Origin of the sequence: Pseudomonas fungipugnans (genome assembly GCF_029955235.1) — a bacterium.
Taxonomy (GTDB): Bacteria; Pseudomonadota; Gammaproteobacteria; order Pseudomonadales; family Pseudomonadaceae; genus Aquipseudomonas; species Aquipseudomonas fungipugnans.
The window spans coordinates 2,885,546-2,910,017 of record NZ_JARBWL010000001.1 but is presented as its reverse complement, the minus strand read 5'-3'; the positions used below and the strand labels follow the sequence as shown (position 1 = coordinate 2,910,017).

General features: G+C 60.4%; 23 protein-coding genes. 9 read left to right on the top strand and 14 right to left on the bottom strand.

What is annotated here, in order from left to right:
- Positions 1-175: 175 nt before the first annotated feature.
- The 5 genes from POF45_RS12180 to POF45_RS12160 all read left to right on the top strand — a co-directional run bounded on the left by POF45_RS12180 (position 176) and on the right by POF45_RS12160 (position 4,480).
- A complete protein-coding gene (locus tag POF45_RS12180) occupies positions 176-1,333 on the top strand; it encodes a D-alanyl-D-alanine carboxypeptidase family protein (RefSeq protein ID WP_259496866.1) in 1,158 nt (385 codons plus the stop codon).
- A gap of 86 nt (positions 1,334-1,419) precedes the next feature.
- Positions 1,420-1,695, top strand: a complete 276-nt coding sequence (locus POF45_RS12175) for a DUF493 domain-containing protein (protein WP_008152827.1) — start codon at positions 1,420-1,422, stop codon at positions 1,693-1,695.
- Positions 1,695-2,342 (top strand): lipoyl(octanoyl) transferase LipB, encoded by a 648-nt coding sequence (gene lipB / locus POF45_RS12170; protein ID WP_259496863.1) that lies wholly within the window; start codon positions 1,695-1,697, stop codon positions 2,340-2,342. The genes POF45_RS12175 and lipB overlap by 1 nt, the downstream gene beginning before the upstream one ends.
- A 1-nt stretch (position 2,343) precedes the next feature.
- On the top strand, positions 2,344-3,366 hold the full coding sequence (gene lipA / locus POF45_RS12165; RefSeq protein ID WP_007946663.1) for a lipoyl synthase: 1,023 nt from the start codon (positions 2,344-2,346) through the stop codon (positions 3,364-3,366).
- Positions 3,367-3,529: 163 nt separating this feature from the next.
- The gene (locus POF45_RS12160; protein WP_282315755.1) at positions 3,530-4,480 is read left to right on the top strand and encodes a S66 peptidase family protein; all 951 of its coding nucleotides are present in this window, start codon (positions 3,530-3,532) and stop codon (positions 4,478-4,480) included.
- 99 nt (positions 4,481-4,579) lie between these two features.
- Here the strand turns inward: POF45_RS12160 and POF45_RS12155 are convergent, their stop codons facing one another.
- The 5 genes from POF45_RS12155 to leuS form a co-directional block, all read right to left on the bottom strand.
- Positions 4,580-5,902, bottom strand: a complete 1,323-nt coding sequence (locus tag POF45_RS12155; RefSeq protein WP_259496861.1) for a lytic murein transglycosylase — start codon at positions 5,900-5,902, stop codon at positions 4,580-4,582.
- Positions 5,903-5,963: 61 nt separating this feature from the next.
- On the bottom strand, positions 5,964-6,128 hold the full coding sequence (gene arfA / locus POF45_RS12150) for an alternative ribosome rescue factor ArfA (protein WP_259496860.1): 165 nt from the start codon (positions 6,126-6,128) through the stop codon (positions 5,964-5,966).
- A gap of 184 nt (positions 6,129-6,312) precedes the next feature.
- A complete protein-coding gene (gene holA / locus POF45_RS12145; RefSeq protein ID WP_259503280.1) occupies positions 6,313-7,350 on the bottom strand; it encodes a DNA polymerase III subunit delta in 1,038 nt (345 codons plus the stop codon).
- Between the two features lie 39 nt (positions 7,351-7,389).
- A complete protein-coding gene (locus POF45_RS12140) occupies positions 7,390-7,995 on the bottom strand; it encodes an LPS-assembly lipoprotein LptE (protein ID WP_259496859.1) in 606 nt (201 codons plus the stop codon).
- 87 nt (positions 7,996-8,082) lie between these two features.
- On the bottom strand, positions 8,083-10,689 hold the full coding sequence (gene leuS / locus POF45_RS12135) for a leucine--tRNA ligase (RefSeq protein ID WP_259496858.1): 2,607 nt from the start codon (positions 10,687-10,689) through the stop codon (positions 8,083-8,085).
- Positions 10,690-10,968: 279 nt separating this feature from the next.
- On the opposite strand from leuS, the gene POF45_RS12130 reads away from it, so the two are divergent.
- Both POF45_RS12130 and POF45_RS12125 read left to right on the top strand, forming a co-directional pair.
- Positions 10,969-11,289: a hypothetical protein gene (locus POF45_RS12130; RefSeq protein ID WP_259496857.1), complete on the top strand. Its 321-nt coding sequence runs from the start codon at positions 10,969-10,971 to the stop codon at positions 11,287-11,289.
- A gap of 103 nt (positions 11,290-11,392) precedes the next feature.
- Positions 11,393-12,157 (top strand): YdcF family protein, encoded by a 765-nt coding sequence (locus POF45_RS12125; protein WP_282315754.1) that lies wholly within the window; start codon positions 11,393-11,395, stop codon positions 12,155-12,157.
- A 54-nt stretch (positions 12,158-12,211) separates the two neighbouring features.
- Here the strand turns inward: POF45_RS12125 and lnt are convergent, their stop codons facing one another.
- The 5 genes from lnt to miaB all read right to left on the bottom strand — a co-directional run bounded on the left by lnt (position 12,212) and on the right by miaB (position 17,641).
- Positions 12,212-13,735: an apolipoprotein N-acyltransferase gene (gene lnt, locus POF45_RS12120; RefSeq protein ID WP_282315753.1), complete on the bottom strand. Its 1,524-nt coding sequence runs from the start codon at positions 13,733-13,735 to the stop codon at positions 12,212-12,214.
- An 8-nt stretch (positions 13,736-13,743) separates the two neighbouring features.
- A complete protein-coding gene (locus POF45_RS12115) occupies positions 13,744-14,583 on the bottom strand; it encodes a CorC family transporter (protein ID WP_016773041.1) in 840 nt (279 codons plus the stop codon).
- A gap of 5 nt (positions 14,584-14,588) precedes the next feature.
- Positions 14,589-15,083 carry an rRNA maturation RNase YbeY gene (gene ybeY, locus POF45_RS12110; protein ID WP_259496854.1) on the bottom strand — a complete coding sequence of 165 codons (495 nt, stop codon included), beginning with the start codon at positions 15,081-15,083 and terminating at the stop codon, positions 14,589-14,591.
- Positions 15,076-16,080: a PhoH family protein gene (locus POF45_RS12105; protein ID WP_259496852.1), complete on the bottom strand. Its 1,005-nt coding sequence runs from the start codon at positions 16,078-16,080 to the stop codon at positions 15,076-15,078. The genes ybeY and POF45_RS12105 overlap by 8 nt, the downstream gene beginning before the upstream one ends.
- Before the next feature lie 232 nt (positions 16,081-16,312).
- The gene (miaB, locus tag POF45_RS12100) at positions 16,313-17,641 is read right to left on the bottom strand and encodes a tRNA (N6-isopentenyl adenosine(37)-C2)-methylthiotransferase MiaB (protein WP_259496851.1); all 1,329 of its coding nucleotides are present in this window, start codon (positions 17,639-17,641) and stop codon (positions 16,313-16,315) included.
- A 135-nt stretch (positions 17,642-17,776) separates the two neighbouring features.
- Between miaB and POF45_RS12095 the strand changes: the two genes are divergently transcribed.
- The gene (locus tag POF45_RS12095; protein WP_007894425.1) at positions 17,777-18,106 is read left to right on the top strand and encodes a DUF1820 family protein; all 330 of its coding nucleotides are present in this window, start codon (positions 17,777-17,779) and stop codon (positions 18,104-18,106) included.
- Between the two features lie 122 nt (positions 18,107-18,228).
- Here POF45_RS12095 and POF45_RS12090 read toward each other — a convergent pair whose 3' ends face one another.
- The 4 genes from POF45_RS12090 to POF45_RS12075 form a co-directional block, all read right to left on the bottom strand.
- A complete protein-coding gene (locus POF45_RS12090) occupies positions 18,229-18,783 on the bottom strand; it encodes a tetratricopeptide repeat protein (RefSeq protein ID WP_259496850.1) in 555 nt (184 codons plus the stop codon).
- Positions 18,784-19,008: 225 nt separating this feature from the next.
- Entirely contained in the window at positions 19,009-20,292 is a 1,284-nt protein-coding gene (gene hemL, locus POF45_RS12085; protein WP_282315752.1) for a glutamate-1-semialdehyde 2,1-aminomutase, read from the bottom strand.
- Between the two features lie 17 nt (positions 20,293-20,309).
- Positions 20,310-20,933, bottom strand: coding sequence for a thiamine phosphate synthase (gene thiE / locus POF45_RS12080; RefSeq protein WP_259496845.1), 624 nt, complete (start codon positions 20,931-20,933; stop codon positions 20,310-20,312).
- 18 nt (positions 20,934-20,951) lie between these two features.
- Positions 20,952-21,749 carry a hydroxymethylpyrimidine/phosphomethylpyrimidine kinase gene (locus POF45_RS12075; protein ID WP_259496843.1) on the bottom strand — a complete coding sequence of 266 codons (798 nt, stop codon included), beginning with the start codon at positions 21,747-21,749 and terminating at the stop codon, positions 20,952-20,954.
- A gap of 336 nt (positions 21,750-22,085) precedes the next feature.
- Here POF45_RS12075 and POF45_RS12070 point away from each other — a divergent pair, with 336 nt between their 5' ends.
- The gene (locus POF45_RS12070; protein ID WP_282315751.1) at positions 22,086-24,470 is read left to right on the top strand and encodes a hybrid sensor histidine kinase/response regulator; all 2,385 of its coding nucleotides are present in this window, start codon (positions 22,086-22,088) and stop codon (positions 24,468-24,470) included.
- Positions 24,471-24,472 lie beyond the last annotated feature (2 nt).

Genomic DNA, 24,472 nt, shown 5'->3' with positions numbered 1-24,472 from the left:
ATACCTGATTGATGGTTCACTTGCGGTTTGGGGGGTGGACCAGGTTGTTGGCTCGTCAATAACAAAAGCCCGGCAAGGGTTATAGAGTGAGCAGCTGAATACGCGATGGCCCGATAGAAGGTCATCTGATTAGTTTTGCCTTCGGGCAGTTTCCATTAGCGATTTCGAGAGACGGATGAACATCACCACCTTTGCCAAACGCCTGTTCCTGCTAGTCCCGCTGCTCCTCTCGCCGGCTGCTTTCGCGGTCGAGATGATGCCGTCGCCGCCACAACTGGCCGCCAAAGCCTATGTGCTGATGGATGCCAGCAGCGGTAACGTGCTCGTCGAGAACAACGGTGACCAGCGTCTGCCGCCAGCCAGCCTGACCAAGCTGATGACCGCGTACATCGCGACCCTGGAAATCCGTCGTGGCCAGATCGGTGAAAACGATCCGGTCACCGTCAGCGAAAACGCCTGGCGTACCGGCGGTTCCCGGATGTTCATCAAGGTCGGCTCGCAAGTCACTGTCAGCGACCTGCTGCACGGCATCATCATTCAGTCGGGTAACGACGCCAGTGTTGCGCTCTCCGAGCACATCGCCGGCAGCGAAGACGCCTTCGCCGACCTGATGAACAAAACCGTCGCTGACCTGGGCATGGCCAACACCCACTTCATGAACCCGACCGGTCTGCCAAACCCTGAGCATTACTCGACGGCTCATGACATGGCGATCCTGGCGCGTGCGATCATCCACGAAGACCCGGCTCACTACGCGATCTACTCGCAGAAAGAGTTCTTCTGGAACGGCATCAAGCAGCCTAACCGCAACCTGCTGCTGTGGCGCGACAAGACCGTTGACGGTCTGAAAACCGGCCACACCGAGGAAGCCGGCTACTGCATGGTGTCTTCGGCTGTACGTGATGGCATGCGCCTGATTGCCGTGGTGTTCGGCACCAACAGCGAAGTGGCTCGCGCCTCCGAAACCCAGAAGCTGCTGACTTACGGTTTCCGTTTCTTCGAAACCCAGACCTTCTATCAGAAAGGCGCCGAGCTGGCTCAGGCCCCTGTCTGGAAAGGCACCACCAATCAAGTCAAGGCCGGCCTGGCTGAAGACCTGACCATGACCCTGCCAAAAGGCCAGCTGAAAAAGCTCGCTGCAAGCATGACCATGAACCCGCAACTGGTTGCGCCGATCGCCAAGGGCGACGTAATCGGTAAAGTCGAAGTGAAACTGGACGACAAGGTGGTGCACAGCGCCGACCTTATCGCTCTGGACGCGGTCGAGGAGGGTGGTATCTTCCGTCGCATGTGGGATAGCATCCGTCTATTCTTCTACGGCTTGTTCAACTGATTTAGTGTGGACCTGCATGGCCCCGTTCCCATCCGGAGCGGGGCCATGTTCGTTGCCACGGCTTACGCTTACGAGGCCGTTACGCCATGACCGATACCGAAGTAAAGGCGCCAAAGATCGAATTCCCCTGCGCGGATTACCCTATCAAGGTGATCGGCGATACCGGTGTGGGCTTCAAGGACAAGATCATCGCGATCCTTGAGAAACACGCCACCGTTGACCACAAGACCCTGGCCGAGCGCCAGAGTACCAACGGCAAATACACGACCATCCAGCTGCACATTATCGCCACCGGCCAGGAACAGCTGTACGACATCAACAGCGAGTTGCGGGCTACCGGTTTCGTGCACATGGTGTTGTGATGTCTGGCACGCTGGGCTTTCGCGAGCTCGGCCAGATGGCTTACGAGCCGGTCTGGCATGCCATGCAGCGCTTTACCAACGAACGCGGCACAGCCGCCGCGGACGAGATCTGGCTGGTGGAACACCCGCCGGTGTTCACCCAGGGGCAGGCCGGCAAGGCCGAGCATCTGTTGTTGCCCGGCGATATTGCGGTGGTCCAGGTAGATCGCGGCGGCCAGGTGACCTACCACGGTCCAGGCCAGTTGGTGGCCTACCTGTTGCTGGATGTGCGCAAGCTGGGTTTCGGCGTGCGTGACCTGGTCACCCGCATGGAACATTGCCTGATCGAGTTGCTGGCCAGCTATGGCGTCACTGCCACGGCCAAGCCGGACGCGCCGGGTGTCTACGTCGACGGGGCGAAAATCGCCTCGCTGGGTCTGCGGATCCGCCACGGTTGCTCCTTTCATGGACTGGCCTTGAACGTGGACATGGACTTGGAACCGTTTCGACGGATTAATCCCTGCGGCTACGCCGGGCTGGCGATGACCCAGCTGAGCGACCACGCAGGATCGATTGAATTTGCCGAGGTAAGTGCCCGGCTGCGCGCGCAGCTCGTCAAACACCTCGACTATGCTGAGCAGACGACCCTGACGGGCGGAATCGACTGATATGACTACTGATGCAGTGCAAACCATGATCCCGACGCTGGATGTTACCGAGCGCCCGGCCCCGCGTGCCAAGGTTGAAGCCGGCGTCAAGCTGCGCGGCGCCGAGAAGGTTGCACGCATCCCGGTAAAGATCATTCCGACCACCGAATTGCCGAAGAAACCAGACTGGATCCGCGTGCGCATCCCGGTTTCCCCGGAAGTCGACCGCATCAAGGCCCTGCTGCGCAAACACAAGCTGCACAGCGTGTGCGAAGAAGCGTCCTGCCCGAACCTGGGCGAATGCTTCTCCGGCGGCACCGCGACCTTCATGATCATGGGCGACATCTGCACCCGTCGCTGCCCGTTCTGCGACGTGGGCCACGGTCGTCCGAAACCACTGGACGTCAATGAGCCAGAAAGCCTGGCCATCGCCATCGCCGATCTGAAACTCAAGTACGTGGTAATCACTTCGGTTGACCGCGATGACCTGCGCGACGGCGGTGCCCAGCACTTTGCCGACTGCATCCGCGAAATCCGCAAACTGTCGCCGAACGTGCAGCTTGAAACCCTGGTGCCGGACTACCGTGGCCGTATGGATGTCGCGCTGGAAATCACCGCTGCCGAGCCACCGGATGTGTTCAACCACAACCTGGAAACCGTACCGCGCCTGTACAAAGCTGCGCGTCCGGGTTCGGATTACCAGTGGTCGCTGACCCTGCTGCAACGCTTCAAGCAGATGATGCCGCACATCCCGACCAAATCCGGTCTGATGCTGGGTCTGGGCGAGACCGACGAAGAAGTCATCGAAGTCATGAAGCGCATGCGCGAACACGACATCGACATGCTGACCCTGGGCCAGTACCTGCAACCGTCCCGCAGCCACTTGCCGGTGCAGCGTTTCGTGCACCCGGACACCTTCGCCTGGTTCGCCGAAGAAGGCTACAAGATGGGCTTCAAGAACGTCGCGTCCGGGCCGCTGGTACGCTCCTCGTACCACGCCGACGAGCAGGCGAAGCTGGTCAAGGCCGAGCTGATGTCGTCCTGATGCAATAACGCCCGCAAGGCTTCATGGCCTTGTGGGCGTTTTTTTGTCGTGCCTACGACAACTGCCGCCCTTTCCTGCAACCTGCGGGGCGACAGACCCTCTTCTGTTTGTTCCCGTTCCTGACTACTGTGTGCTGAAGTTTTTCACACAGGGAGAATCATGGATGACTGTTCGACCCACCCATATCCTTTGCCCACATGCCCCCGTCCCGGCCCTGCCGCTGGAAGGGATAATCGGCGTGATTGCGCCTGCCGGGCCCGCTGCACTGGACACCGATAAAGCCATGGCCTGGATGCGCGCTCGCGGTTATTCGCTGCGAGTGTTTCCCGGCGTATATGAAAAAGACGGCTATCTGGCCGGCAGCGATGATGTGCGGCTCAATGACCTGCATGCAGCCTTCGCCGACAGTGCAGTGGATGCCATTATTTGCCTGCGCGGCGGTTACGGTACGCCGCGTCTGCTTGATCGCATCGACTTTGACCTGCTGCGCCGCAACGCCAAGCCCTTCATTGGCTACAGCGACATCACGGCGTTGCACCTGGCAATCAGCCGTCATGCGGGTTTCGTGACGTTTCATGGGCCTTTGCTTAACGCCGACCTGCTGGGCGACAAGCAACAACCTACCGAGTCTTCGTTCTTCAACATGCTGCGCGGGCAGATGAAGGCCGGCAGCGTGATTGCGCACCCGGTGGCCTATCCGTTGACCACGATCGAGCCTGGTATTGCCCACGGGCGCTTGCTGGGGGGCAATCTGTCGATGATTGCGGCGACCATGGGCACGCCGTACGAAATCGAGGCTGATGGCGTCATCCTGCTGATTGAGGACGTCAATGAGCCGCTGTACCGGATTGACCGATTGCTGACCCAACTGCGCCTGGCCGGCACGCTGCACAAGTTGCGCGGAGTTCTGGTGGGGGATGTGGCGGGAGTGGATGGCGCTGCGCTGGAACAATTGCTCAAGCAGACCTTTGAGCCGTTGCGCATACCGGTACTGGCCGGTTGGCGTAGCGGGCACTGTGATCCGAACCTGACGCTGCCAATGGGGGCGCTGGTGAGACTGGATGCGGGGGAGAAGGTGTTGGTGCTGGAGCAGGACGTGGTGGTCAGGGCTTAGATATTCAGCGTCTGATAGTCAGTCTTCGTCGGAACGCCGTCCGGAGCGGGCTTGCTCCGGGCGGCGTTCCGACGAAGGCGGTAGCAGCCATACAGCTGACTATCGGCTACGCAGCCCTTCGAGCAACTTGTGCGTCGGATACCCATCTGCCGGCCAGCCGAACGACTGCTGGGCACTGCGAATCGCCTTGCGGGTATTGGCGCCAATGATTCCGTCGGCATTGCCGGCTTCGTAGTTCTGCGCACTCAGCAGGTTCTGCAGTTCGATCCGTTCGCTACGACTCAACGGCAAGTCATCCTTTGGCCAGGCGCCACTGACCAGGCCACCGCCATTGAAGCGCTCCGACAACAGGCTCACCGCCAGCGCGTAGGACGAGGAGTTGTTGTACTTGAGAATCGCCCGGAAATTATCGAGGATCAGGAACGCCGGGCCACGATAACCCGCAGGCAGCAACAACGCGGCGGACAACTGTTCAGAACCGCTTGGCACCTGCGCGCCGTCGGGCAGGGTGACGCCCATTTGCAGCCATTCGGCGACGCTCTTGCGAATTGCGCCATCGGCCAGGGCGTAGTTGAAGCCACTGGCCAGCTGCACTTCAAAGCCCCACGGCTGGCCTCTCTGCCAGCCGGAGCTTTGCAGATAATGCGCGGTCGAGGCCAGGGCATCAGTCGGGCTGCCCCAGATGTCGCGACGACCTGTGCCATCGAAATCCACGGCATGGGTGTTGTAGGTGGTCGGGATAAACTGGGTCTGGCCCATGGCGCCAGCCCAGGAGCCGAGCATTTTTTCGGGTTCGATATCGCCGTGTTGCAGGATCTGCAGGGCGGCGATCAGTTGTGCACGGGCAAATCCGGGACGCCGGCCTTCATAGGCCAGGGTGGCCAGGGAGTTGATCACCGACTTGGTGCCCTGGAACTGCCCGAAGTTACTTTCCATTCCCCATACGGCGACCAGTGCCTGACGGTCGACGCCATAGTGTTGCTCAATGCTTTGCAGCGTGTCGGCGTACTGGTTGATCAGCGCCTGGCCTTTGCGCACTCGCAAGGGCGACAGCGCGCCATCGAGGTACTCCCAAACCGGGCGGGAAAACTCTGGCTGGCTGCGGTCGGCGCGGATTACGCTTTCGTCGAAGCTGACATTGGCGAACGCTCGGTCAAACACGTCTGGGCGGATGCCGGCAGCCAGCGCCTCTTTGCGGAAATCGGCTTCCCATTCGGCGAAGGTCTGGGTCGGCTGAATGTCGAGATTGTCGCCACTGGGCACCACTGGCGGAATGATCGCAGGGGCTGGCACAACAGGAACGGTCTGAAGAGGCTGGGCGTCGGCGGCAGTCGGTTTTTCCGCGCAGGCGACAAGCAGTATGAGGCTGGAGGCAGCGATCAGTTGGCGAAGGTGCCAACGACGGGAAAGGCAAAGGGGCATGCACAGGTCCAGGGAATACGAATCAGATGCAGACCTTAACATGTAGAAGGGGTGGTGCGCTTCAAGCGGCCAGAAAGTAAGAAGCCTCCCAGCTATTAGACTGGAAGGCTTCGCGGCGGTAGCTGCCTTTGCCCTTGCCGGCGCGTTCCTGACGGCTGCGGAACAGTGGCTGGGCGATGACGGATTTGGCCTTGTTGGGGCCATGCTTGGATGGCTTTTTGCTCATGATCGGATCTCTTGGACAGGTGGGTTTTGCGGGGGAAATAATCTGCTGAAGTTGAAGGTCTGTCTAGAGGTGAAATGGAGGAGAGTTTTGTAGGAAGCAAGATCAAGAGATCGCAGCCTTCTGCAGCTCCTACATGGGGTTACGTTCACCTGTAGGAGCTGCCGAAGCCTGCGATCTTTTGATTTTATTCAGCCGGCAGCGACAATCGTTGCCCAGCCATCAACAACGCCAGCCGACTCAGGCTCATCCATGGTGAACCGGCAGCCTGGCCCTTGATCTGCGCGTCGATGCGTTGCGCTTCGAGCAACAGCTGCGCCCAGCGTTGCGCCGAGTAGCGTTGCAGGGCTTTGCTCATCAGCGGTTTACGCTTGTCCCAGACCGGTGGCCGGGCAGAACTGAAGGCCTTGTCCAGGGGCACGCCCTGGCTGTATTGCAGCGACAGGCTCGCCAGCAACCGCAGCTCCCGGGCCAGAGCCCAGAGAATCACCGGTGGCTCGACGCCTTCGCCCCGCAGTCCTTCGAGCATGCGCAAGGCGTGGGCGGCTTCGCCATTGAGGATCGCATCGGTCAGGCCGAAAACATCGAACCGCGCACTGTCGGCCACCGCAGCCTGCACGGTTTCGACGGTGATCTGGCCACCTTCGGCCATCAGCTTGAGCTTTTCGATCTCCTGTGCGGCTGCCAGCAGGTTGCCTTCAACCCGTGCCGCGATCAGTTCGACGGCGTCCTGGCTGGCCGACAAACCCGCTTGAGACAGACGCTGGCGAATCCAGCTTGGCAGCTGGTTGGCGTCCACCGGCCAGATTTGCACGAACTGGGTTTGCGGGCCTTCGACCAGCGCCTTGCCCCATTTGGTCTTCTGCGCACTGCCATCAAGCTTGGGCAGGCTGATCAGCAGAATCGTGTCTTCGGCCGGGCGCGAGCAGTACTCGATAAGCGCAGCAGCGCCTTTGTCACCGGGCTTGCCGGAGGGCAGGCGCAGTTCCAGAAGACGCCGTTCGGCGAACAGCGACATGCTGGCACCGGCTTGCAGCAGCGTGCCCCAGTCGAAACTGGCGTCGGCGGCGAACACCTGGCGTTCGTCGAAACCTTGCTGGCGCGCAGTGGCACGGATGGCGTCGGCGGCTTCCTGACACAACAGCGGGTCATCGCCACTGATGATGTAGACCGGCGCGAGAGTGCCTTGCAGGTGTTTAGCGAGTTGGGCGGGGGCGAGCTTCATAAGAAGGGGCAAACGGGGCGCCTGAGCGCCCCGTAAGTCTTATTGCTGCGGGATTTCGACTGGCGACTGACGCGGAGTTTCCGCCTCAGCCTTCTTCGCCGCTTCCAGAGCGTCGGCATCAGCCTTGGCCCGGTTGTTCGCCATTTCCTGCATCGCTTCCAGCTGGGCCGGGGTAATTTGTTGCAGGCGCAGGATCATGCGCTGAATCAGCTCGCGACGGGTTTCTGCGCGGGCAGTATTGGCTTCCTGATCAGAACCCACGAGGTTGCTGGCGTCGTGGATAAAGACTTTCTCCACTTCGATCTTGTCGCTTTTGAGCTGCAGATCGTGATCACCACGGATCTCGTAGTTCAGTACGGTGGTCACCTGATACTCACCCGAGCTGCCAGTACCGGCGTAGCTGAGGATGCGCTGTTTTTCCTGTTCATCGGTCAGTACCAGCTTGTACGGCGCGCCGGTATAGACCTTGACGCCGCTGCCTTGCAGGACCTGACGCAATTGCGTCACGGTTTCGCCGTAGGCGTTGCGTGCGCTTACGTCGAGTTCCTTGATTGTCAGCTCGGTGGTGCCAGTGCCCCGCAACTGGAAACCGCAGGCGCTCAACAGGACGGCGAGGCCCATCACCAGCAGATTGCGTTTGATCATCTTGTTGCTCCCCTTGAAACCATGTGGGCCGATCGTGCGGCCCGAAAGGTTTTACTCGGCGCCAGTATTATCTGGCGCCTGATCCAATTAGCTGGCGACGATATTGACCAGTTTCCCGGGCACTACGATCACTTTACGAATAGTCAGGCCATCGACGAAGCGCAGCACGTTCTCGTTGGCGCGTGCGGCGGCTTCGACTTCTTCGCGGCTGGCGCTGGCCGGCATTTCGATGTGCCCGCGCAGCTTGCCGTTTACTTGAATGACCAGTTGCAGGCTGTCCTGCACCAGTGCGCTTTCGTCCAGCGCCGGCCAGCCTGCGTCGATCACCGGTTCAACGTGACCCAGTTGATTCCACAGCTCGTGGCTGATATGCGGCGTGATCGGAGCCAGCAGCAGGGTGACGGTTTCCAGCCCTTCGTGAATCAGTGCGCGATCCTGTTCGGTGCCTTGTGGGGCTTTTTCCAGCACATTCATCAGCGTCATCACCTGGGCGATGGCGGTGTTGAATTTGTGATTCTGGCCGACGTCGTGGCTGGCCTGCTTGATGGCCTGGTGAATCGAACGGCGAATGGTTTTCTGCTCGTCGTTCAGGCTCGCGATGTCCAGTTTGCCCGACAGGCCCTGAGTCACGTGTGCTTGAGCCAGACGCCAGACGCGCTTGAGGAAGCGGTGCGAACCTTCTACTCCGGAGTCGGACCATTCCGCGCTCATGTCAGGTGGCGAAGCGAACATCATGAACAGGCGGCAGGTGTCTGCGCCGAACTGGTCAATCATCGACTGTGGGTCGACGCCATTGTTCTTGGACTTGGCCATCTTCTCGGTGCCGCCGATTTCCACCGGCAAGCCGTCGGAAATCAGTTTGGCGCTAATGACCTTGGCCTTGCTGTCGCGTTCGAGTTCCACGTCCGCCGGGTTGAACCAGGTGTAGGCACCATTGGCTTCGCGACGATAATAAGTCTCGGCGATCACCATGCCTTGGGTCAGCAGGTTCTTGAACGGTTCGTTGGAGCTCACCAGGCCTTCATCGCGCATCAGCTTGTGGAAGAAGCGCGCGTAAAGCAGGTGAAGAATGGCGTGTTCGATACCGCCAATGTACTGATCCACTGGCAGCCAGTGGTCGGCTGCGGCTTTTTCTACCAGGCCGCCTTCATAGTGCGGCGAGGCGTAGCGGGCGTAGTACCAGGAGGACTCGACGAAGGTGTCCATGGTGTCGGTTTCACGCTTGGCAGGCTGGCCGCATTTCGGGCAGGCGCATTCGTAGAACTCGGGCATGCGCGCCAGGGGCGAACCGGCGCCGTCCGGCACCACGTCTTCCGGCAATACGACCGGCAGTTGATCTTCCGGCACCGGCACGTCACCGCAGGTATCGCAGTGGATGATCGGGATCGGGCAGCCCCAGTAGCGCTGGCGGCTGATGCCCCAGTCGCGCAGGCGGAACTGGGTGCGCGAGGCACCGAGGTTCTTCTTGATCAGCGCCACTTCCATGGCGTCGAAAGCGCCAGCGAAGTCCAGGCCGTCGAATTCACCGGAGTTGATCAGCGTACCGTGTTCGCCGTAAGCGTCTTGCCATGGCGACGGGTTGGTGTCGCCAGCACTGGTGCGCACTACCGATTTGATTGGCAGGTTGTACTTGGTGGCGAACTCGAAATCACGTTCGTCGTGCGCCGGTACAGCCATGACTGCGCCGTCGCCGTAGTGCATCAGCACGTAGTTGGCGACCCACACCGGCAGTTTTTCGCCGGTCAGCGGGTGTTCCACGAACAGCGAAGTCGGCAGGCCTTTTTTCTCTTGAGTGGCGACGTCGGCTTCGGCGACGCTGCCGCCCTTGCATTCGGCGATGAACGCTTGCAGCTCAGGGTTGTTCTGCGCGGCCAGCGTGGCCAGCGGGTGTTCGGCGGCCACGGCAACGTAGGTCGCGCCCATCAGGGTGTCCGGACGGGTGGTGAAGACTTTCAGAGCGCCCGCTTCGCCGATGGAGGCGACGTCGTACGGGAACTGCACTTCCATGCCGCGGGACTTGCCGATCCAGTTGCGCTGCATGGTCTTGACCTGTTCAGGCCAGCCAGTCAGTTCGTCCAGGCTTTCAAGCAGCTCATCCGCGTAGGCGGTGATCTTGAAGTAGTACATCGGGATTTCGCGCTTTTCGATCAGCGCGCCGGAACGCCAGCCACGGCCGTCGATTACCTGTTCGTTGGCCAGAACGGTCTGGTCGACCGGGTCCCAGTTCACGGTGCCGTTCTTACGGTAGATCACGCCTTTTTCGAACAGGCGAGTGAACAGCCATTGTTCCCAGCGGTAGTAGTCAGGCTTGCAGGTGGTCACTTCGCGGGACCAGTCCACCGCCAGGCCCAGGCTGCGCAGCTGGGTTTTCATGTAGGCGATGTTTTCGTAGGTCCACTTGGCGGGCGCCACGTTGTTCTTCATCGCGGCGTTTTCCGCCGGCATGCCGAAGGCGTCCCAACCCATGGGTTGCAGGACGTTCTTGCCTTGCATGCGCTGGTAGCGGGAGATCACGTCGCCGATGGTGTAGTTGCGCACGTGCCCCATGTGTAGCTTGCCGCTGGGGTAAGGGAACATCGACAGGCAGTAGAAAGTCTCCTTGCCTGGCTGTTCACTGACTTCAAAGGACTTTTGCTCGTCCCAGAACGACTGGGCGGCGGCTTCGATTTCACGGGGCTGATATTGTTCGTGCATGGCTACTTTTGAACTGAATAGGGGTGGCCTAATCCTCTTCAATGCAAGGCTGGACGGTGATCGCGCCAAATTGGCGTTTCGCTGTCCAGACGAGCTGGAAGTGGAGTTACAGGAAGCGCCGTAGCATACATGACCGCGCTCTACCGAGGGAAACCCTGATTACATGCCAGGGCGCGCCGGTCAGTGCTGCGAGGGCCGTTGGTCGCGGCGTTCAGCCGGTTTGTCGATGGAAGCTAAGCTCTAGATGGGGACTGAGTCTTATCTTCAATGAGGTGAGGGATGGTTGAGTCACAGAGAAAAGTTACAAAACCGGAGCTGTACGAAAGGCTGATCGATCGTCTGGGCATGGCACTGGATGCCGCAAAAGCTGCTGGCCGGCTTCGTGATGAGCGGCCGGTGGAGCTGGAACTGCGTGGCTTGAGCCCCGCAGAGTTTGCACTGGTCAAAGCGTACCTGGACCGCAGTGAGCGCGAGACGCACGGATGCCTGTCGGATGCAGTCAGGCAACTCGATGCGCCCCGTTCGGCCAAGATCATCTGGCTCAAGGACAAGGCACCCGGCAGAGACGCGGTAAAGGTCCGGTCTTTGCAGTTCAAGTAGTCATGAAAGCCCTGCCCCATGGCTTTTTGCAGCATCCTTCTCGTGTAGCTGTTGTCGCATTGCATCAACCCACATAGGCTTCGGGCATCTTTGGAGATGCTCGATGCCTTTTCGTTATTTCGTGAAACAACTTCTGTTGCCGCCCGGCATTCTCTTGCTGTTGTTGGCGCTTGCCTGGTGGTTGCGCCGTTCCAGGCCGCGCCTTGCCGGTCTGTGTTTCGCCCTCGGCCTGGGTGGTTTCTGGCTGATGAGCCTGCCGGTGGTGGTGCAATGGGGTGCGAAAGTGCTGGAGCGTGAACCGCCGCTGGCCCGGGAGGAGTGGGCGACGTTGAGCCAGCGCGCGGACGCGATTGTGGTGCTGGGGTCGGGGCGTGAACGCGGTGATCTTGCCTGGGGGGTTGACCAGCCGACCGGCGTGGGCCTGGAGCGCGAACGTTATGCCGCCCGGCTGGCAAAGGCGTCGGGTTTGCCGGTGCTGACCAGTGGCGGCCTGCATTACGGCACGCCGCCCTCGGAAGCAAAGCTGATGGCGGACTCGATGCTCGACGATTTTGGCGTGACCGTGCGTTGGCAGGAAGGCCGCAGCCGTACCACTTGGGAAAATGCGCAGATGAGCGCCGAGGTGTTGTTGCCGCAAGGGGTCAAGCGCGTGGTTGTGGTGACACAGGCCTGGCATATGCCACGAGCGGTCTGGAGTTTCCGGCAGGCGGGATTTGAGGTAGTGCCGGCGCCGGTGGGTTTTCTCGGCGTGGACAATGCTCGGCCACTGGGTGGCTGGATGCCGGAGTTCAAATCGATCTGGCAGAGCGGGCAGTTGTGGAATGAGGCGGTGGGGCAGATCGGGTATTTGCTGTTTTATCGACAGTAGAGTCGTCCATGGCTTTGTGGCGAACGAGCAAGCTCCTTCGCCACGAAAGCTGGTTTAGACGGTTTTGGCTATACGACTGGCCAGCAAGGCCCAGCCAAACAACAGCACACACAAAATGATCAGCGGCCAGGAACGCCATTCAAGATAAGGCGTGAGATTGTGCATCGGCACCACTTCGCCATAAAGAATGCCCCGTTCGAACTGCGGAATCTGGGCCGTGATCTGGCCGTACGGGTTGATCAAGCCGGTCACGCCATTGTTGGTCGCCCGAATCATCCACCGGCCAGCTTCCAGCGCGCGCATCTGCGCCATCTGCAAGTGTTGCAACGGGCCAATGGAGGTGCCGAACCAGGTGTCGTTGCTGATGGTCAGCAGCAGATCGCTGCGGGCGGCGAGGCCTGCGGCAAACTCCGGGTAGACCACTTCGTAGCAGATGAACGGTGCAATCTGATAACCCTTGGCCTGCAGCAGCGGCTGATCGGCAGGGCCGCGGGCAAAGTCCGACATCGGCAGGTCAAAGAACGCGATCAATCCGCGCAGCAGGTCCTGCAGTGGCACGTACTCGCCGAACGGCACCAGTTTTTGTTTCAGGTAAGTACCGTCGCCTTCGCCCACCACCGTGATGCCGTTGAAGAAGCGCTTCTCATGATGGACTTCCTGACGAATCGGCACCCCGGTAATCAGCGCCGTCTTACGTTCGGCCGCGAAATTCCCCATCATGGTCAGGTAGCCCTCGGCGGACTCCTTCAGCACAGGGACAGCGGTTTCCGGCCAGATCAGCAGATCGACGCGCTTGGAGCTCAAGCTCATGTCGCGGTACAGCGCGAGCTGGGCGTTGAGCTGCGCCGGGTCCCACTTCATGCTTTGTTCGACGTTGCCCTGAATGGCCGCGACGCTCAAGGCAGGCCCCGCCGGACTGGTCCAGGCGTGCTCTTTCAGCGCAATACCGGCCGCCCATGGGCCTGCCAGCAGCACCACGCCCGCGGCGATGAAGCCCTTACGGCCCGAGCGAATCAGGTTCGGGGCGTTGTAGATCAGTGCGGCGCTGAGGGCCAGCACGAACGACACCAGCCACATCCCGCCCAGCGGTGCGAGCCCGGCCAGCGGACCATTGAGCTGGCTGTAGCCGGAATAGAGCCACGGAAAACCGGTGAGGAACCAGCCGCGAAACGCTTCCTGACCCACCCACAGCGCGGCAAACGCCAGTGCGTCGGCCAGCGGCGCTTCGTTGCGGCGCAACCAGCGCGCCCAGAGCCACGCCGGCAGGGCAAAGAACCAGGCAATCGCGGCGGTAAACGCCAGCATCAGCATCCCGGCCAGCAGCACCGAAGCGCCACCAAAGTGGTGAATGCTGTAGTAGATCCAGCTGGTGCCGGCACCAAACAGACCAAAACCGAAACACCAGCCACGGCCCAAGGCCTGACGGGGACTCAGTTCGCGCAAACCGGCATAGAAGAAGCCGACCGCCAGCAACGCCAACGGCCAGATATCGTACGGCGCCAGCGCCAGGGTGGTGATTGCACCGGCCACCACAGCCAGCAGGTTACCGGGCCAGCCGGGGCGGGTCAGACGATGCATTTCAATCCTTAGCGGGCAATTGGAGTCAAGCGCAGCAAGTGAATCCGACGGCTGTCGGCGTTCAGGATGCGGAAGCGATAAGCGCCGATTTCAGTGATTTCGTTGCGTTTTGGCAAGTGCCCGAACGCGCTCATCACCAGGCCGCCGACCGTGTCGAACTCGTCGTCGGAGAATTCGCTGTCGAAAAACTCGTTGAAGTTCTCGATCGGCGTCAGGGCCTTGATCAGGAAATCACCGCTGGGCAGCGGCTTGATGTAGCTGTCTTCTTCGACGTCGTGTTCGTCTTCAATGTCGCCGACGATCTGTTCCAGCACGTCTTCGATGGTCACCAGACCGGCCACGCCGCCGTATTCGTCGATGACGATGGCCATGTGGTTGTGGTTGGCGCGGAATTCACGCAGCAGCACATTCAGGCGCTTGGACTCCGGCACGAAAGTGGCCGGGCGCAGCAGGTCCTTGATGTTGAAGCTGTCGCCGTTCTCCTTGAGGATCAACGGCAGCAAGTCCTTGGCCAGCAGCACGCCCATCACGTCATCGTGGCTTTCGCCGATGACCGGGTAGCGGGAGTGGGCCGAGTCGACCACGGCGGGCAGGAACTCGCGAGGGGTCTGGGTCGCCTTGATGCTGACCATTTGCGAGCGCGGGACCATGATGTCCCGTACTTGCAGGTCGGCAACCTGGATGGCGCCTTCGACGATGGCCAGCGCTTCGCTGTCCAGCAACTTGTTTTGGTGCGCGTCGCGCAGCAGCTCCAGCAGCTCCTGGCGGTTTTTCGGCTCGTGGGCAAAAGCCTGGGTGAGCTTACCCAGCCATGACTTCTGCCCGTTGCTCGATCGATCTTCGCTCATAGCGATTACTCTGAATCCTTTGTTGTAACGATGGGGGATGTTTCGGTTTCGTCGTCCGCATACGGGTCGGGAAAGCCCAACTCTGCAAGCAACGTTCGTTCCAGTGCTTCCATTTCCTCGGCTTCCTCATCCTCTATATGGTCGTAACCAAGCAGATGCAAGCAGCCGTGAATGACCAGATGTGCCCAGTGGGCCTTTAGTTCCTTGCCTTGTTCGGCGGCTTCGCGTTCGACCACGGCCACGCAGATCACCAGATCGCCCAGCAGTGGAATGTCGAGAAACTCGTCGGGTACATCGGCAGGGAACGACAAGACGTTGGTCGCGTAATCCTTTTGCCGCCAAGTGAAGTTCAGCTCCCGGGCTTCCTCTTCGTCGACCAGTCGAATGGTCATCTCCGAGTCGGCAGTGCGCTGGCGCAGGGCCAGCTCGCACCATTGACGGAAGTCGGCTTCGCTCGGGGCAGGCGCTTCGGTAGCGAGTTGCAGATCAAGCTCAAGCATCGCGGCGACTGTCCTTTGGCGCTTCATCGGCTACGCGGTTCTCGAAGCGCTCATAGGCTTCGACGATGCGCTGCACCAGAGGATGGCGCACGACGTCTTTTGGCTTGAAATGGGTGAAGCTGATGCCCGGTACGTCCTTGAGGACTTCGATCACATGGTGCAGCCCGGACTTGGTGCCTTTTGGCAGGTCGACCTGGGTGATGTCACCGGTGATGACGGCGGTGGAGCCAAAGCCGATCCGGGTCAGGAACATCTTCATTTGCTCGACCGTGGTGTTCTGGCTTTCGTCGAGGATGATGAAGCTGTTGTTCAGCGTGCGCCCGCGCATGTAAGCCAGCGGGGCAACTTCGATCACCTGGCGCTCGATCAGCTTGGCCACGTATTCGAAGCCGAGCATTTCGTAGAGCGCGTCGTACAGCGGGCGCAAGTAAGGGTCGATCTTCTGGGACAGGTCGCCGGGCAGGAAACCGAGCTTTTCGCCCGCTTCAACCGCCGGGCGTACCAGCAGGATGCGGCGAATCTGCTCGCGTTCCAGTGCGTCTACCGCGCAGGCAACGGCCAGATAAGTCTTGCCGGTCCCGGCCGGGCCGATGCCGAAGTTGATGTCGTTGCCGAGGATTTCCTTCACGTAGCGCAGTTGATTCAAGCCACGCGGGCGAATCATGCCTTTTTTGGTGCGCAACGCCACGGACGGTTCGGCGGGGGAATGGTTGTCCATTTCCTCGACGGCCGATTCCTGGAGGAACAGGTGCACCATGTCTGGCGACAGCTCCGAACCCTTGGTTTCCCGGTACAGGCGGCGCAGCAGGTTTTCCGCGGAGGAGGTGTGCTTGGGTTCGCCGATCAGTTCGAACTGGTTTCCGCGGTTGCGGATCTCGATGGTCAGGCGCTGTTCGATCAAGCGCAGATGCTCGTCGAATTGCCCGCACAGATTGGCGAAGCGGCGAGCCTCAAAGGGCTCGAGGATGAAACGATGTGGTTCGATAGGTGCGTTCAAGGTCGTATTTAGCCGCCCTGGGGCAATTAAGATGAAATCAAGGATAACGCCAGTGGGCTGGGTGCGAAAGCTCTTAAATGGATGAGTGCGCTCTCAATAAAAAAGCAAGTCCATTGTGGGAGCTGGCTTGCCTGCGATGAGGGCCTCACATCCAAAAGAGAGGCTGGCTGTGACACCGCTATCGCAGGCAAGCCAGCTCCCACATTTGATCCCCTTGATTCGTGGATAAGTGTTATTGGATCAGCGACCCGCGCAACGAATGCGGCTGCGCAGCATCAATGTGCACGTCGGCAAACTGGCCGATCAGGGTAGGAGTGTCGCAGCGGAAGTTGACGATTCGATTATTCTCGGTCCGGCCTTGCAGCTCGCCGGGGTCTTTTTTCGAATAATCGGTGACCAGAATCCGCTGAATCGAACCGACCATTTGTCGGCTGATTTCGAAACCCTGCTGGTTCAAGCGATGTTGCAGGGCGTTCAGGCGTTCTTTTTTCAGCGCTTCCGGGGTGTCGTCGGCCAGGTCAGCAGCGGGTGTGCCCGGGCGCTGGCTATAGACGAACGAGTAGGAGAAGTCGAAACCGACGTCTTCGATGAGCTTCATGGTCTGCTCGAAGTCTTTTTCCGTCTCGCCGGGGAAGCCGACGATGAAGTCCGAGCTGATGCAGATGCCCGGCACGGCGGCGCGAAGTTTGCGCAGTTTGGATTTGTATTCCAGCGCGGTGTGGTTGCGCTTCATCGCCGAGAGAATCCGGTCCGAGCCCGATTGCACCGGCAAGTGCAGGTGCTTCACCAGCTCCGGCACATCAGCGTGGGCCTGGATCAGGCTGTCGGAGAACTCCAGCGGGTGCGAAGTGGTGTAGCGAATCCGGTCAATGCCCTCGACGGCGGCGACCACGCGGATCAGTTCGGCCAGGTCCGCCACACGCCCGTCGTGGGTGGTGCCGCGATAGCCGTTGACGTTCTGCCCCAGTAGCGTGACTTCACGCACGCCGTTTTCGGCCAGATGGATGATCTCGGCGATGACGTCGTCGAATGGCCGGCTGACTTCTTCGCCGCGTGTATAGGGCACGACGCAGAACGTGCAGTACTTGCTGCAGCCTTCCATCACCGACACATAGGCACTCGGACCGTCGATGCGTGGCTCGGGCAAATGGTCGAATTTTTCGATTTCCGGGAACGAGACGTCCACTTGCGGCAACTTGGTGGCGCGGGCGGCGTCGATCATTTCCGGCAGGCGGTGCAGGGTTTGCGGGCCGAACACCACGTCCACGTACGGGGCGCGATCACGGATGGCGGCGCCTTCCTGGCTGGCCACGCAACCGCCGACGGCGATCACCATGTCCGGGTTGGCCAGTTTCAGTTCGCGCCAGCGACCCAGCTGGGAATACACCCGGTCCTGGGCGCGTTCGCGAATGGAGCAGGTGTTGAGCAGGATCACGTCGGCATCTTCAGCGCGAGCGGTGACTTCCAGGGCCTGATGTTCGCCCAGCAGATCGACCATGCGCGAGCTGTCGTACTCGTTCATCTGGCAACCGTGGGTTTCGATGTAAAGCTTCTTGGCCATGGAATAGAGTCATCACGTGATTCAAAGAACCGCGCATTATAGGGAACATGTCCCAAGGTTCCTACCGCTGTGCGTCCAGTGGCTATGCTATAGTTCGCGCCCTCATTTTTATCCCCTATGTGTTGCCCGCCCACCATGACCAAACGTGAAGCCCCAATCTACAAGGTGATTTTCCTCAACCAGGGCCAGGTGTACGAAATGTATGCCAAGCAGATCTATCAAAGTGATCTGTGGGGCTTCCTGGAAGTGGAAGAGTTCGTCTTTGGCGAGCGCACGCAAGTGGTCGTCGACCCGAGCGAAGAGAAGCTCAAGGCGCAGTTCGAAGGCGTGGTGCGCAGTTTTGTGCCGATGCATTCGATTGTGCGCATCGACGAGGTCGAGCGCCTGGGCACGCCGAAAATCAGCGAAGCCCGTGGCGCGGTCGGCAATGTGATGCCGTTTCCGATGCCGATGCCTGAGAAGTAAGTTTCAAGGCCGAGTTGTCCCTATCGCGAGCAAGCTCGCTCCCACATTGGATTTGTGTATGAAGCAGATCAAGTGTGGGAGCGAGCTTGCTCGCGATGGGGCCAGTCAAGGCAATACAGGACTCAGGGCAGCGGCGAGAACGGCGTACGCCCATCCGCGCTTTGCAGTTCCATCAGGTATTTACGGAAGATTTGCCCCAGCACCTGGGTCGCGGTCTCAAGGTCTTCGCGAGGCATCTTCTCGGCGACTTCGTCAGCCGTGTCCAGCGCATCTTCAGCGCCATTGACCGCCGCCATTTTCAGCACGATATACGCCTGAACGTTATTGGCCGGTACGCCTTCGCCGTGAAAGAACATGGTGCCGAGTTTGAATTGCGCCTGGGCGTGGCCTTGCAGCGAGGCCTTTTCGAAATAGGCCAGGGCCTGATTGAGGTCGCGGGGCGCATTTTTGCCGTCGTAGTAGAACTCGCCCAACTCGTATTGCGCTTGAGCATCCCCTTCATCCGACGCTTTCTGACACGCAGCGAGAGCCTGCGTGACGTCTTGCGGCTGAGTATTGAGGGTGCAGCGACCCATCGCCGGGATCAACAACGAGTTGCCACCTGCTTGTGCGTGCGCGAGCAGGGGCTGAAGGAGCAACAGGCAGCCCAATGCAAGGGTGCGGCCGGTGCGGTTCATGGGAATCGACTTACCTCTGAAGGGCGCGCGGACCCATCGAGGGATCCAATAAGCGCGCATTATGAAATAAGCGGGGCCATCCTTACAAAGTCTTTACTCGTTTTTCTGCTGCTTGGGGGATATATCGTCCACTTTGCGAGGGATTACCCGCGCAAGTGTAGGAATAAGGTGGTGGTGTGTAGGTGAATGCTGACGCTGGCAATCGCCAACGTCAGCGGTGCGGCGTTATTTCAGTGCGGCGAAGGCGCGCTCGGCAGCGTCCAGCGTCAGTTTCAATTCGGTCTCGCCGTGGGCGATCGACGTGAAACCGGCTTCAAAGGCACTTGGCGCCAGATACACGCCACCTTCGAGCATCAGGTGGAAGAAACGCTTGAACAGGTTGGCGTCGCTGGACATCACGTCATCGAAGGTCACGATGTCGTCGGCACCGCTGAAGTACAGGCCGAACATGCCGCCCGCCTGGGTGGTTACGAATGGAATGCCGGCAGCATCGGCACGTTGTTGCAGGCCATCGAGCAGGCGGCTGGTGTAGTCGGTCAGCTCGGCGTGGAAGCCCGGGCGGCTGATCAGGCGCAAGGTGGTCAGGCCGGCAGCCATGGCCAGCGGGTTGCCCGACAGGGTGCCTGCCTGATAGACCGGGCCCAGCGGCGCGATGTGCGACATTATTTCGCGTTTGCCGCCGAAGCAGCCCACCGGCATACCGCCACCGATGATCTTGCCGAACGTGCTCAGGTCCGGGGTTACGCCGTAATGTGCCTGGGCACCACCGAGGGCGACGCGGAAACCGGTCATCACTTCGTCGAAAATCAGCACCACGCCATGCTTGTCGCAAAGAGTGCGCAGGCCTTCGAGGAAACCTGGTGCTGGCGGCACGCAGTTCATGTTGCCAGCCACCGGCTCGACGATGATGCACGCCACGGTCTGGCCGACTTCGGCGAGCATGGAGTCGACGGCATCGATGTCGTTGAATGGCAGGGTCAGGGTGTGTTTGGCAAAGTCTGCCGGTACGCCCGCCGAACTCGGTACGCCCTGGGTCAGCAGACCGGAGCCGGCTTTGACCAGCAGGCTGTCGGAGTGACCGTGGTAGCAGCCTTCAAACTTGATGATGTTGTCGCGACCGGTGAAACCACGGGCCAGGCGGATCGCGCTCATGGTGGCTTCGGTGCCGGAGCTGACCATACGCACCATTTCCATCGACGGCACGATCGAGCAGACCAGATCGGCCATCTCGGTTTCCATCGCGGTCGGGGCGCCGTAGGACAGGCCGTGTTCCAGCTGCTTGCGCACCGCGTCCAGCACGTCCGGGTGGCTGTGGCCGAGGATCATCGGGCCCCAGGAACCGACGTAATCCACATAACGCTTGTCGTCTTCGTCGGTGACGTAGGCGCCTTCAGCGTGTTTGAAGAACAACGGCGTGCCACCAACGCTTTTGAATGCGCGTACTGGCGAGTTCACGCCACCGGGAATGTGTTTCTGGGCATTGGCGAACAGCGTTTCGGAACGAGACATGATCGGGCTCTCAAAAATCAGGATTTGAATAATTGGTTAAAGGCGCGGGCACGGCGTGTCACTTCAGCCGTACTCTCGGCGCCAAACAGACCATGCACCACCGCCAGCAGATCTACCCCATGAGCCACCAGCGGGGCGGCATTCTCCAGGGTGATGCCGCCGATGGCGCAGATCGGCAGGTGCAGGGCGCTGCGGGCCTGATCCAGCAGTTCGAGACTGCAAGTTGGTGCGCCGGGTTTGGTATTGGAATTGAAGAAGCGGCCGAAGGCGACGTAGCTGGCGCCTTCTTTGGCGGCTTGCCGGGCGAGTTCGAGTTGCGCGTGGCAGGTCGAACCAATGATCGCCGAACGACCGAGCAACGCGCGAGCGGGCGTCAGCGGGCCGTCAGTCTGGCCCAGGTGCACGCCGACGTTCAGGCGTGCGGCCAGTTCGGCGTCATCATTGATGATCAGTTGGGTCTTGTAGCGATCACACAAGTCGCGCAGGGCCTCGGCCTCGCGCAGGCGGCGGGCCTCGTCGCTGCTTTTGTCGCGGTATTGCAGCAAGGTCACGCCGCCTTCCAGCGCCGCCTCGACGTACGACAGAAATTTACCGGCCAGTAGCTGGCTGTCGGTAATGGCATACAGGCCACGCAGTTTCATCGGACAGGCCTCTTGGCGTTATGAACAGAAATCCAGCGGCAGACGGCGCGGCACGAACTGGCCTTTGCCCAGTTGCTCGGCATCACGCAGGGTACGCCATGTGTAGTCAAGCGCAGTCTTCACGGCGCTGGCGAGGTTTTCACCCTGTGCCAGACGACCGGCCAAGGCACTGGCCAGGGTGCAACCCGAACCGTGATAGCTGCCGGGCAAACGCTGGCAGGTAAAGGTTTCACGGCGACCGTCGCGGCTGTACAGGCGATTGTGTATCTCGTGCTCGTCGCCATGTCCGCCAGTGATCAGCAAGTGTTTGACGAACGGCAGCAGTTTTTCAGCGCACTCGTCGGCGGTGCCGTCGGGCAGCTCAGCGAGGATGCGGGCTTCGGGGAGGTTGGGCGTGGCGATGATCGACAGGGGCAGCAGGCGTTCGCGCATGGCGTAGCCGACCTCGTCCTTGCCCAGGCGTCCGCCGCCACCGGCGCGCAGTACCGGGTCGCAGACCACCGGCAGATGCGGATGCGCCGACAACAGTTCGACCACGGTGTCGACCATTTCCAGCGAACCGAGCATGCCCAGCTTGACGGCCGCGACTTCGGAATCGTTGAGCACGGCGTTGGCCTGGGCCAACACCCACTCACGGTCGAGGACGCGGAAGTCAGTGACGTTGACGGTGTCTTGCACAGTCAGGGCAGTGACGGTCGGGGCCGCATGACAACCCTGAGCGAGCAGGGCTTCTATATCTGCCTGCAAGCCGGCGCCACCACTTGGGTCGTGGCCGGAGAGACAGAGGACAACGGGGCGAGAGCTGTAGATATTCATGGTGCGCGAGCTTACCACCAAACATGTTTTTTCGGGTGCAGTGACATCCGGATTGGCCGATACATTGTGGCGAGGGAGCAGGCTCTCTCGCCACCGTTATCCATTGAAGCCGCTTGTCTTGTCACACGCTGACCATTCAAACAGCTCTAGCTCAATCGATAGCGCTGAAAAGCCCGTTCTAGAGCCTTTACTGTAAATATTTCAATGGTGTTCAATGGCCATCAACCGCTATGCTAGAGTGGATCCAAACCAATAACAGGTAATACCGGTTTTACGTCTACTCAAAAGGAATGGGGGGCTTCCTGACATAACCGGACAGGCCACGCTGGGGCTTAAATGCGCTATTTGCTGATGTTGCTGCTGTGCTTGCCCCTCCTGGCGAGCGCCGTCGAATTCGACGAGACCACCCAGAGCCTTCCCCTGGGTAGAGCGATGCAGGTTTACGAAGACGCCGATGGTCAGGCGACGATTGCCGACGTGCTGGCGCAAGCCGCTGCCGGAAACTTCAAGGCCCACGATAAAGCCACCCTCAACGCCGGTTACTCACGTTCGGCGTTCTGGCTGAAAATCGACTTGCATTACCACCCCGGCAATCCGATCGCACAGCGCACCTGGCTGCTGGAACTGGCCTATCCGCCGCTTGATCACCTCGATTTGTACCTGGCCGATGCCAGCGGCAACTATCAGTTGATCCGCCGCACCGGCGATGCCCTGCCGTTCGCCAGTCGCGAGATCAGCCAGAACAACTATCTGTTCAACCTGACGTTCAAGCCGGACCAAGCGCGGACCGTTTACTTGCGCCTGCAAAGCGAAGGCTCGATCCAGGCGCCGATCACCTTGTGGTCGAGTACCGCCTACCTGGAAGACCAACCCTTGCGCCTGTATGTGCTGGGCCTGATCTATGGCGTGCTGTTGGGGATGCTGGTCTACAACCTGTTCATCTTCCTCAGCGTGCGCGACACCAGCTACCTTTATTACATCTTCTATATAGCGTCGTTCGGTCTGTATCAGCTGTCGGTGAACGGCGCGGCGGCGCAGTACTTCTGGCCGAATAACCCGTGGTGGACCAACGCCTCGACGCCGTTTTTCATCGGCTGTGCCGGGCTGTTCGGCAGCCAGTTCGCCCGCAGCTTTCTGCAAACTGCCCGCCACAGTCGCTGGCTCGATCGCCTGCTGATCGGCTTGATCGCGTTTGGCGCGGTGGTGGTCGGCCTGTCGCTGATGACCAGCTACGCCCTGGCCCTGCGGCTGGCGACAGCCTTGGCGTTGCTCTTTACCGTGGTGATTTTTGCCGCCGGCATCTTTGCCTGGGCTCGCGGGCTGCGGGTGGCGCGCTATTTCATCATTGCCTGGTCGGCATTCCTGCTCGGCGGCGTCGTCAACACACTGATGGTGCTGGGTTATCTGCCAAACGTGTTCCTGACCATGTACGCCAGCCAGATCGGCTCGGCCATCGAAGTGGCGTTGCTGTCACTGGCCCTGGCCGACCGCATCAATGCCATGCGCGAACAGCAGGCGCAGATCCTGTTCGACGCCGGACAAAAACTCGAAGTACTCAACCAGCAACTGGCCCACAGCAACAAGCTCAAGGACGAATTCCTCGCCACCCTGACCCACGAACTGCGCACACCGATGAATGGGGTGATCGGCTCGCTGGAGCTGATGCAGACCGTGGAGATGAACCCGGAGCTGGAGCAGTACCAACAAACCGCATCCGGTTCGGCGCGGGACATGATGCGCATGGTCAACGGCATCCTGACCCTGACCGAATTGCAGGCGGGCAAACTCAAGGCCTACCCGGCAACGTTCAGCCTGCGTGGTGTGGTCGACGCTTTGCGGCTGCAGTTCGACGCTAATGCGGCAAGCAAATCCCTGGACCTGAAAGTCGACGTCACGCCGGGCCTGCCGGACCGCCTGTCCGGCGACAGCGCCAAACTGGCGCAATGCCTGGAGTGCCTGCTGGACAACGCCATCAAGTTCACCCGGGTGGGCGGGGTCGCGCTACGGGTCACGGGCAAGTCACTGGACGATGGGCGGCACGCACTGTCTTTTGCGGTAATCGACACCGGTATCGGTTTCACCGACCTGGACGAGGCGACCCTGTACCAGCGTTTTTTCCAGCTCGACGGCTCGATGACCCGCGAATACGGTGGCCTCGGCGTCGGCCTGGCAATCTGCCGGCAACTGGTCGAATTGCTCGGCGGACAGCTGACACACCGTTCCGAACCCGGTCGCGGCAGTCGTTTTCAGCTGGATGTCGAGTTTGACTTGTCGGTGACGGAGCCGCTGTCCATTGCCTCGGTTCATGGCGAAACGTATTTCCAGCGATTGCCCCAGGACTGCACGGTGCTGCTGGTGGATGACAACAGCATCAACCAGTTGGTCATGCGCGGCATGCTGCTCAAGCTCGGTTTTCGGGTGCGCACCGCCGACAGTGGCGCGGCGGCGCTCGACCTCCTGCAGCGTGAGGCCGTGGATGCGGTGCTGCTCGATTGTCAGTTGCCGTCCATGGACGGGGCATCGGTCTGTTGTCAGATCCGTGCCTTGCCGGGGTGCGCCGAGTTGCCAGTGTTCATGGTGGCGCAACATGTTGATCGTGAACAGTGCCCGACGGGCGGTTTGATCGACTACCTGAGCAAACCGGTGAAATTCGAGGAATTGCAGACGGCGCTCACGCGTCGAATATTGCGTTACAAACACGGCAAAAGCGCCGGTAATTAGGC

What these genes read in the sequence shown, in the direction of transcription:
- POF45_RS12180 (WP_259496866.1), top strand. Translation starts at nt 176, where the DNA reads ATGAACATCACCACCTTTGCCAAACGCCTGTTCCTGCTAGTCCCGCTG.
- POF45_RS12175 (WP_008152827.1), top strand. Translation starts at nt 1,420, where the DNA reads ATGACCGATACCGAAGTAAAGGCGCCAAAGATCGAATTCCCCTGCGCG.
- lipB (WP_259496863.1), top strand. Translation starts at nt 1,695, where the DNA reads ATGTCTGGCACGCTGGGCTTTCGCGAGCTCGGCCAGATGGCTTACGAG.
- lipA (WP_007946663.1), top strand. Translation starts at nt 2,344, where the DNA reads ATGACTACTGATGCAGTGCAAACCATGATCCCGACGCTGGATGTTACC.
- POF45_RS12160 (WP_282315755.1), top strand. Translation starts at nt 3,530, where the DNA reads ATGACTGTTCGACCCACCCATATCCTTTGCCCACATGCCCCCGTCCCG.
- POF45_RS12155 (WP_259496861.1), bottom strand. Translation starts at nt 5,902, where the DNA reads ATGCCCCTTTGCCTTTCCCGTCGTTGGCACCTTCGCCAACTGATCGCT.
- arfA (WP_259496860.1), bottom strand. Translation starts at nt 6,128, where the DNA reads ATGAGCAAAAAGCCATCCAAGCATGGCCCCAACAAGGCCAAATCCGTC.
- holA (WP_259503280.1), bottom strand. Translation starts at nt 7,350, where the DNA reads ATGAAGCTCGCCCCCGCCCAACTCGCTAAACACCTGCAAGGCACTCTC.
- POF45_RS12140 (WP_259496859.1), bottom strand. Translation starts at nt 7,995, where the DNA reads ATGATCAAACGCAATCTGCTGGTGATGGGCCTCGCCGTCCTGTTGAGC.
- leuS (WP_259496858.1), bottom strand. Translation starts at nt 10,689, where the DNA reads ATGCACGAACAATATCAGCCCCGTGAAATCGAAGCCGCCGCCCAGTCG.
- POF45_RS12130 (WP_259496857.1), top strand. Translation starts at nt 10,969, where the DNA reads ATGGTTGAGTCACAGAGAAAAGTTACAAAACCGGAGCTGTACGAAAGG.
- POF45_RS12125 (WP_282315754.1), top strand. Translation starts at nt 11,393, where the DNA reads ATGCCTTTTCGTTATTTCGTGAAACAACTTCTGTTGCCGCCCGGCATT.
- lnt (WP_282315753.1), bottom strand. Translation starts at nt 13,735, where the DNA reads ATGCATCGTCTGACCCGCCCCGGCTGGCCCGGTAACCTGCTGGCTGTG.
- POF45_RS12115 (WP_016773041.1), bottom strand. Translation starts at nt 14,583, where the DNA reads ATGAGCGAAGATCGATCGAGCAACGGGCAGAAGTCATGGCTGGGTAAG.
- ybeY (WP_259496854.1), bottom strand. Translation starts at nt 15,083, where the DNA reads ATGCTTGAGCTTGATCTGCAACTCGCTACCGAAGCGCCTGCCCCGAGC.
- miaB (WP_259496851.1), bottom strand. Translation starts at nt 17,641, where the DNA reads ATGGCCAAGAAGCTTTACATCGAAACCCACGGTTGCCAGATGAACGAG.
- POF45_RS12095 (WP_007894425.1), top strand. Translation starts at nt 17,777, where the DNA reads ATGACCAAACGTGAAGCCCCAATCTACAAGGTGATTTTCCTCAACCAG.
- POF45_RS12090 (WP_259496850.1), bottom strand. Translation starts at nt 18,783, where the DNA reads ATGAACCGCACCGGCCGCACCCTTGCATTGGGCTGCCTGTTGCTCCTT.
- hemL (WP_282315752.1), bottom strand. Translation starts at nt 20,292, where the DNA reads ATGTCTCGTTCCGAAACGCTGTTCGCCAATGCCCAGAAACACATTCCC.
- thiE (WP_259496845.1), bottom strand. Translation starts at nt 20,933, where the DNA reads ATGAAACTGCGTGGCCTGTATGCCATTACCGACAGCCAGCTACTGGCC.
- POF45_RS12075 (WP_259496843.1), bottom strand. Translation starts at nt 21,749, where the DNA reads ATGAATATCTACAGCTCTCGCCCCGTTGTCCTCTGTCTCTCCGGCCAC.
- POF45_RS12070 (WP_282315751.1), top strand. Translation starts at nt 22,086, where the DNA reads ATGCGCTATTTGCTGATGTTGCTGCTGTGCTTGCCCCTCCTGGCGAGC.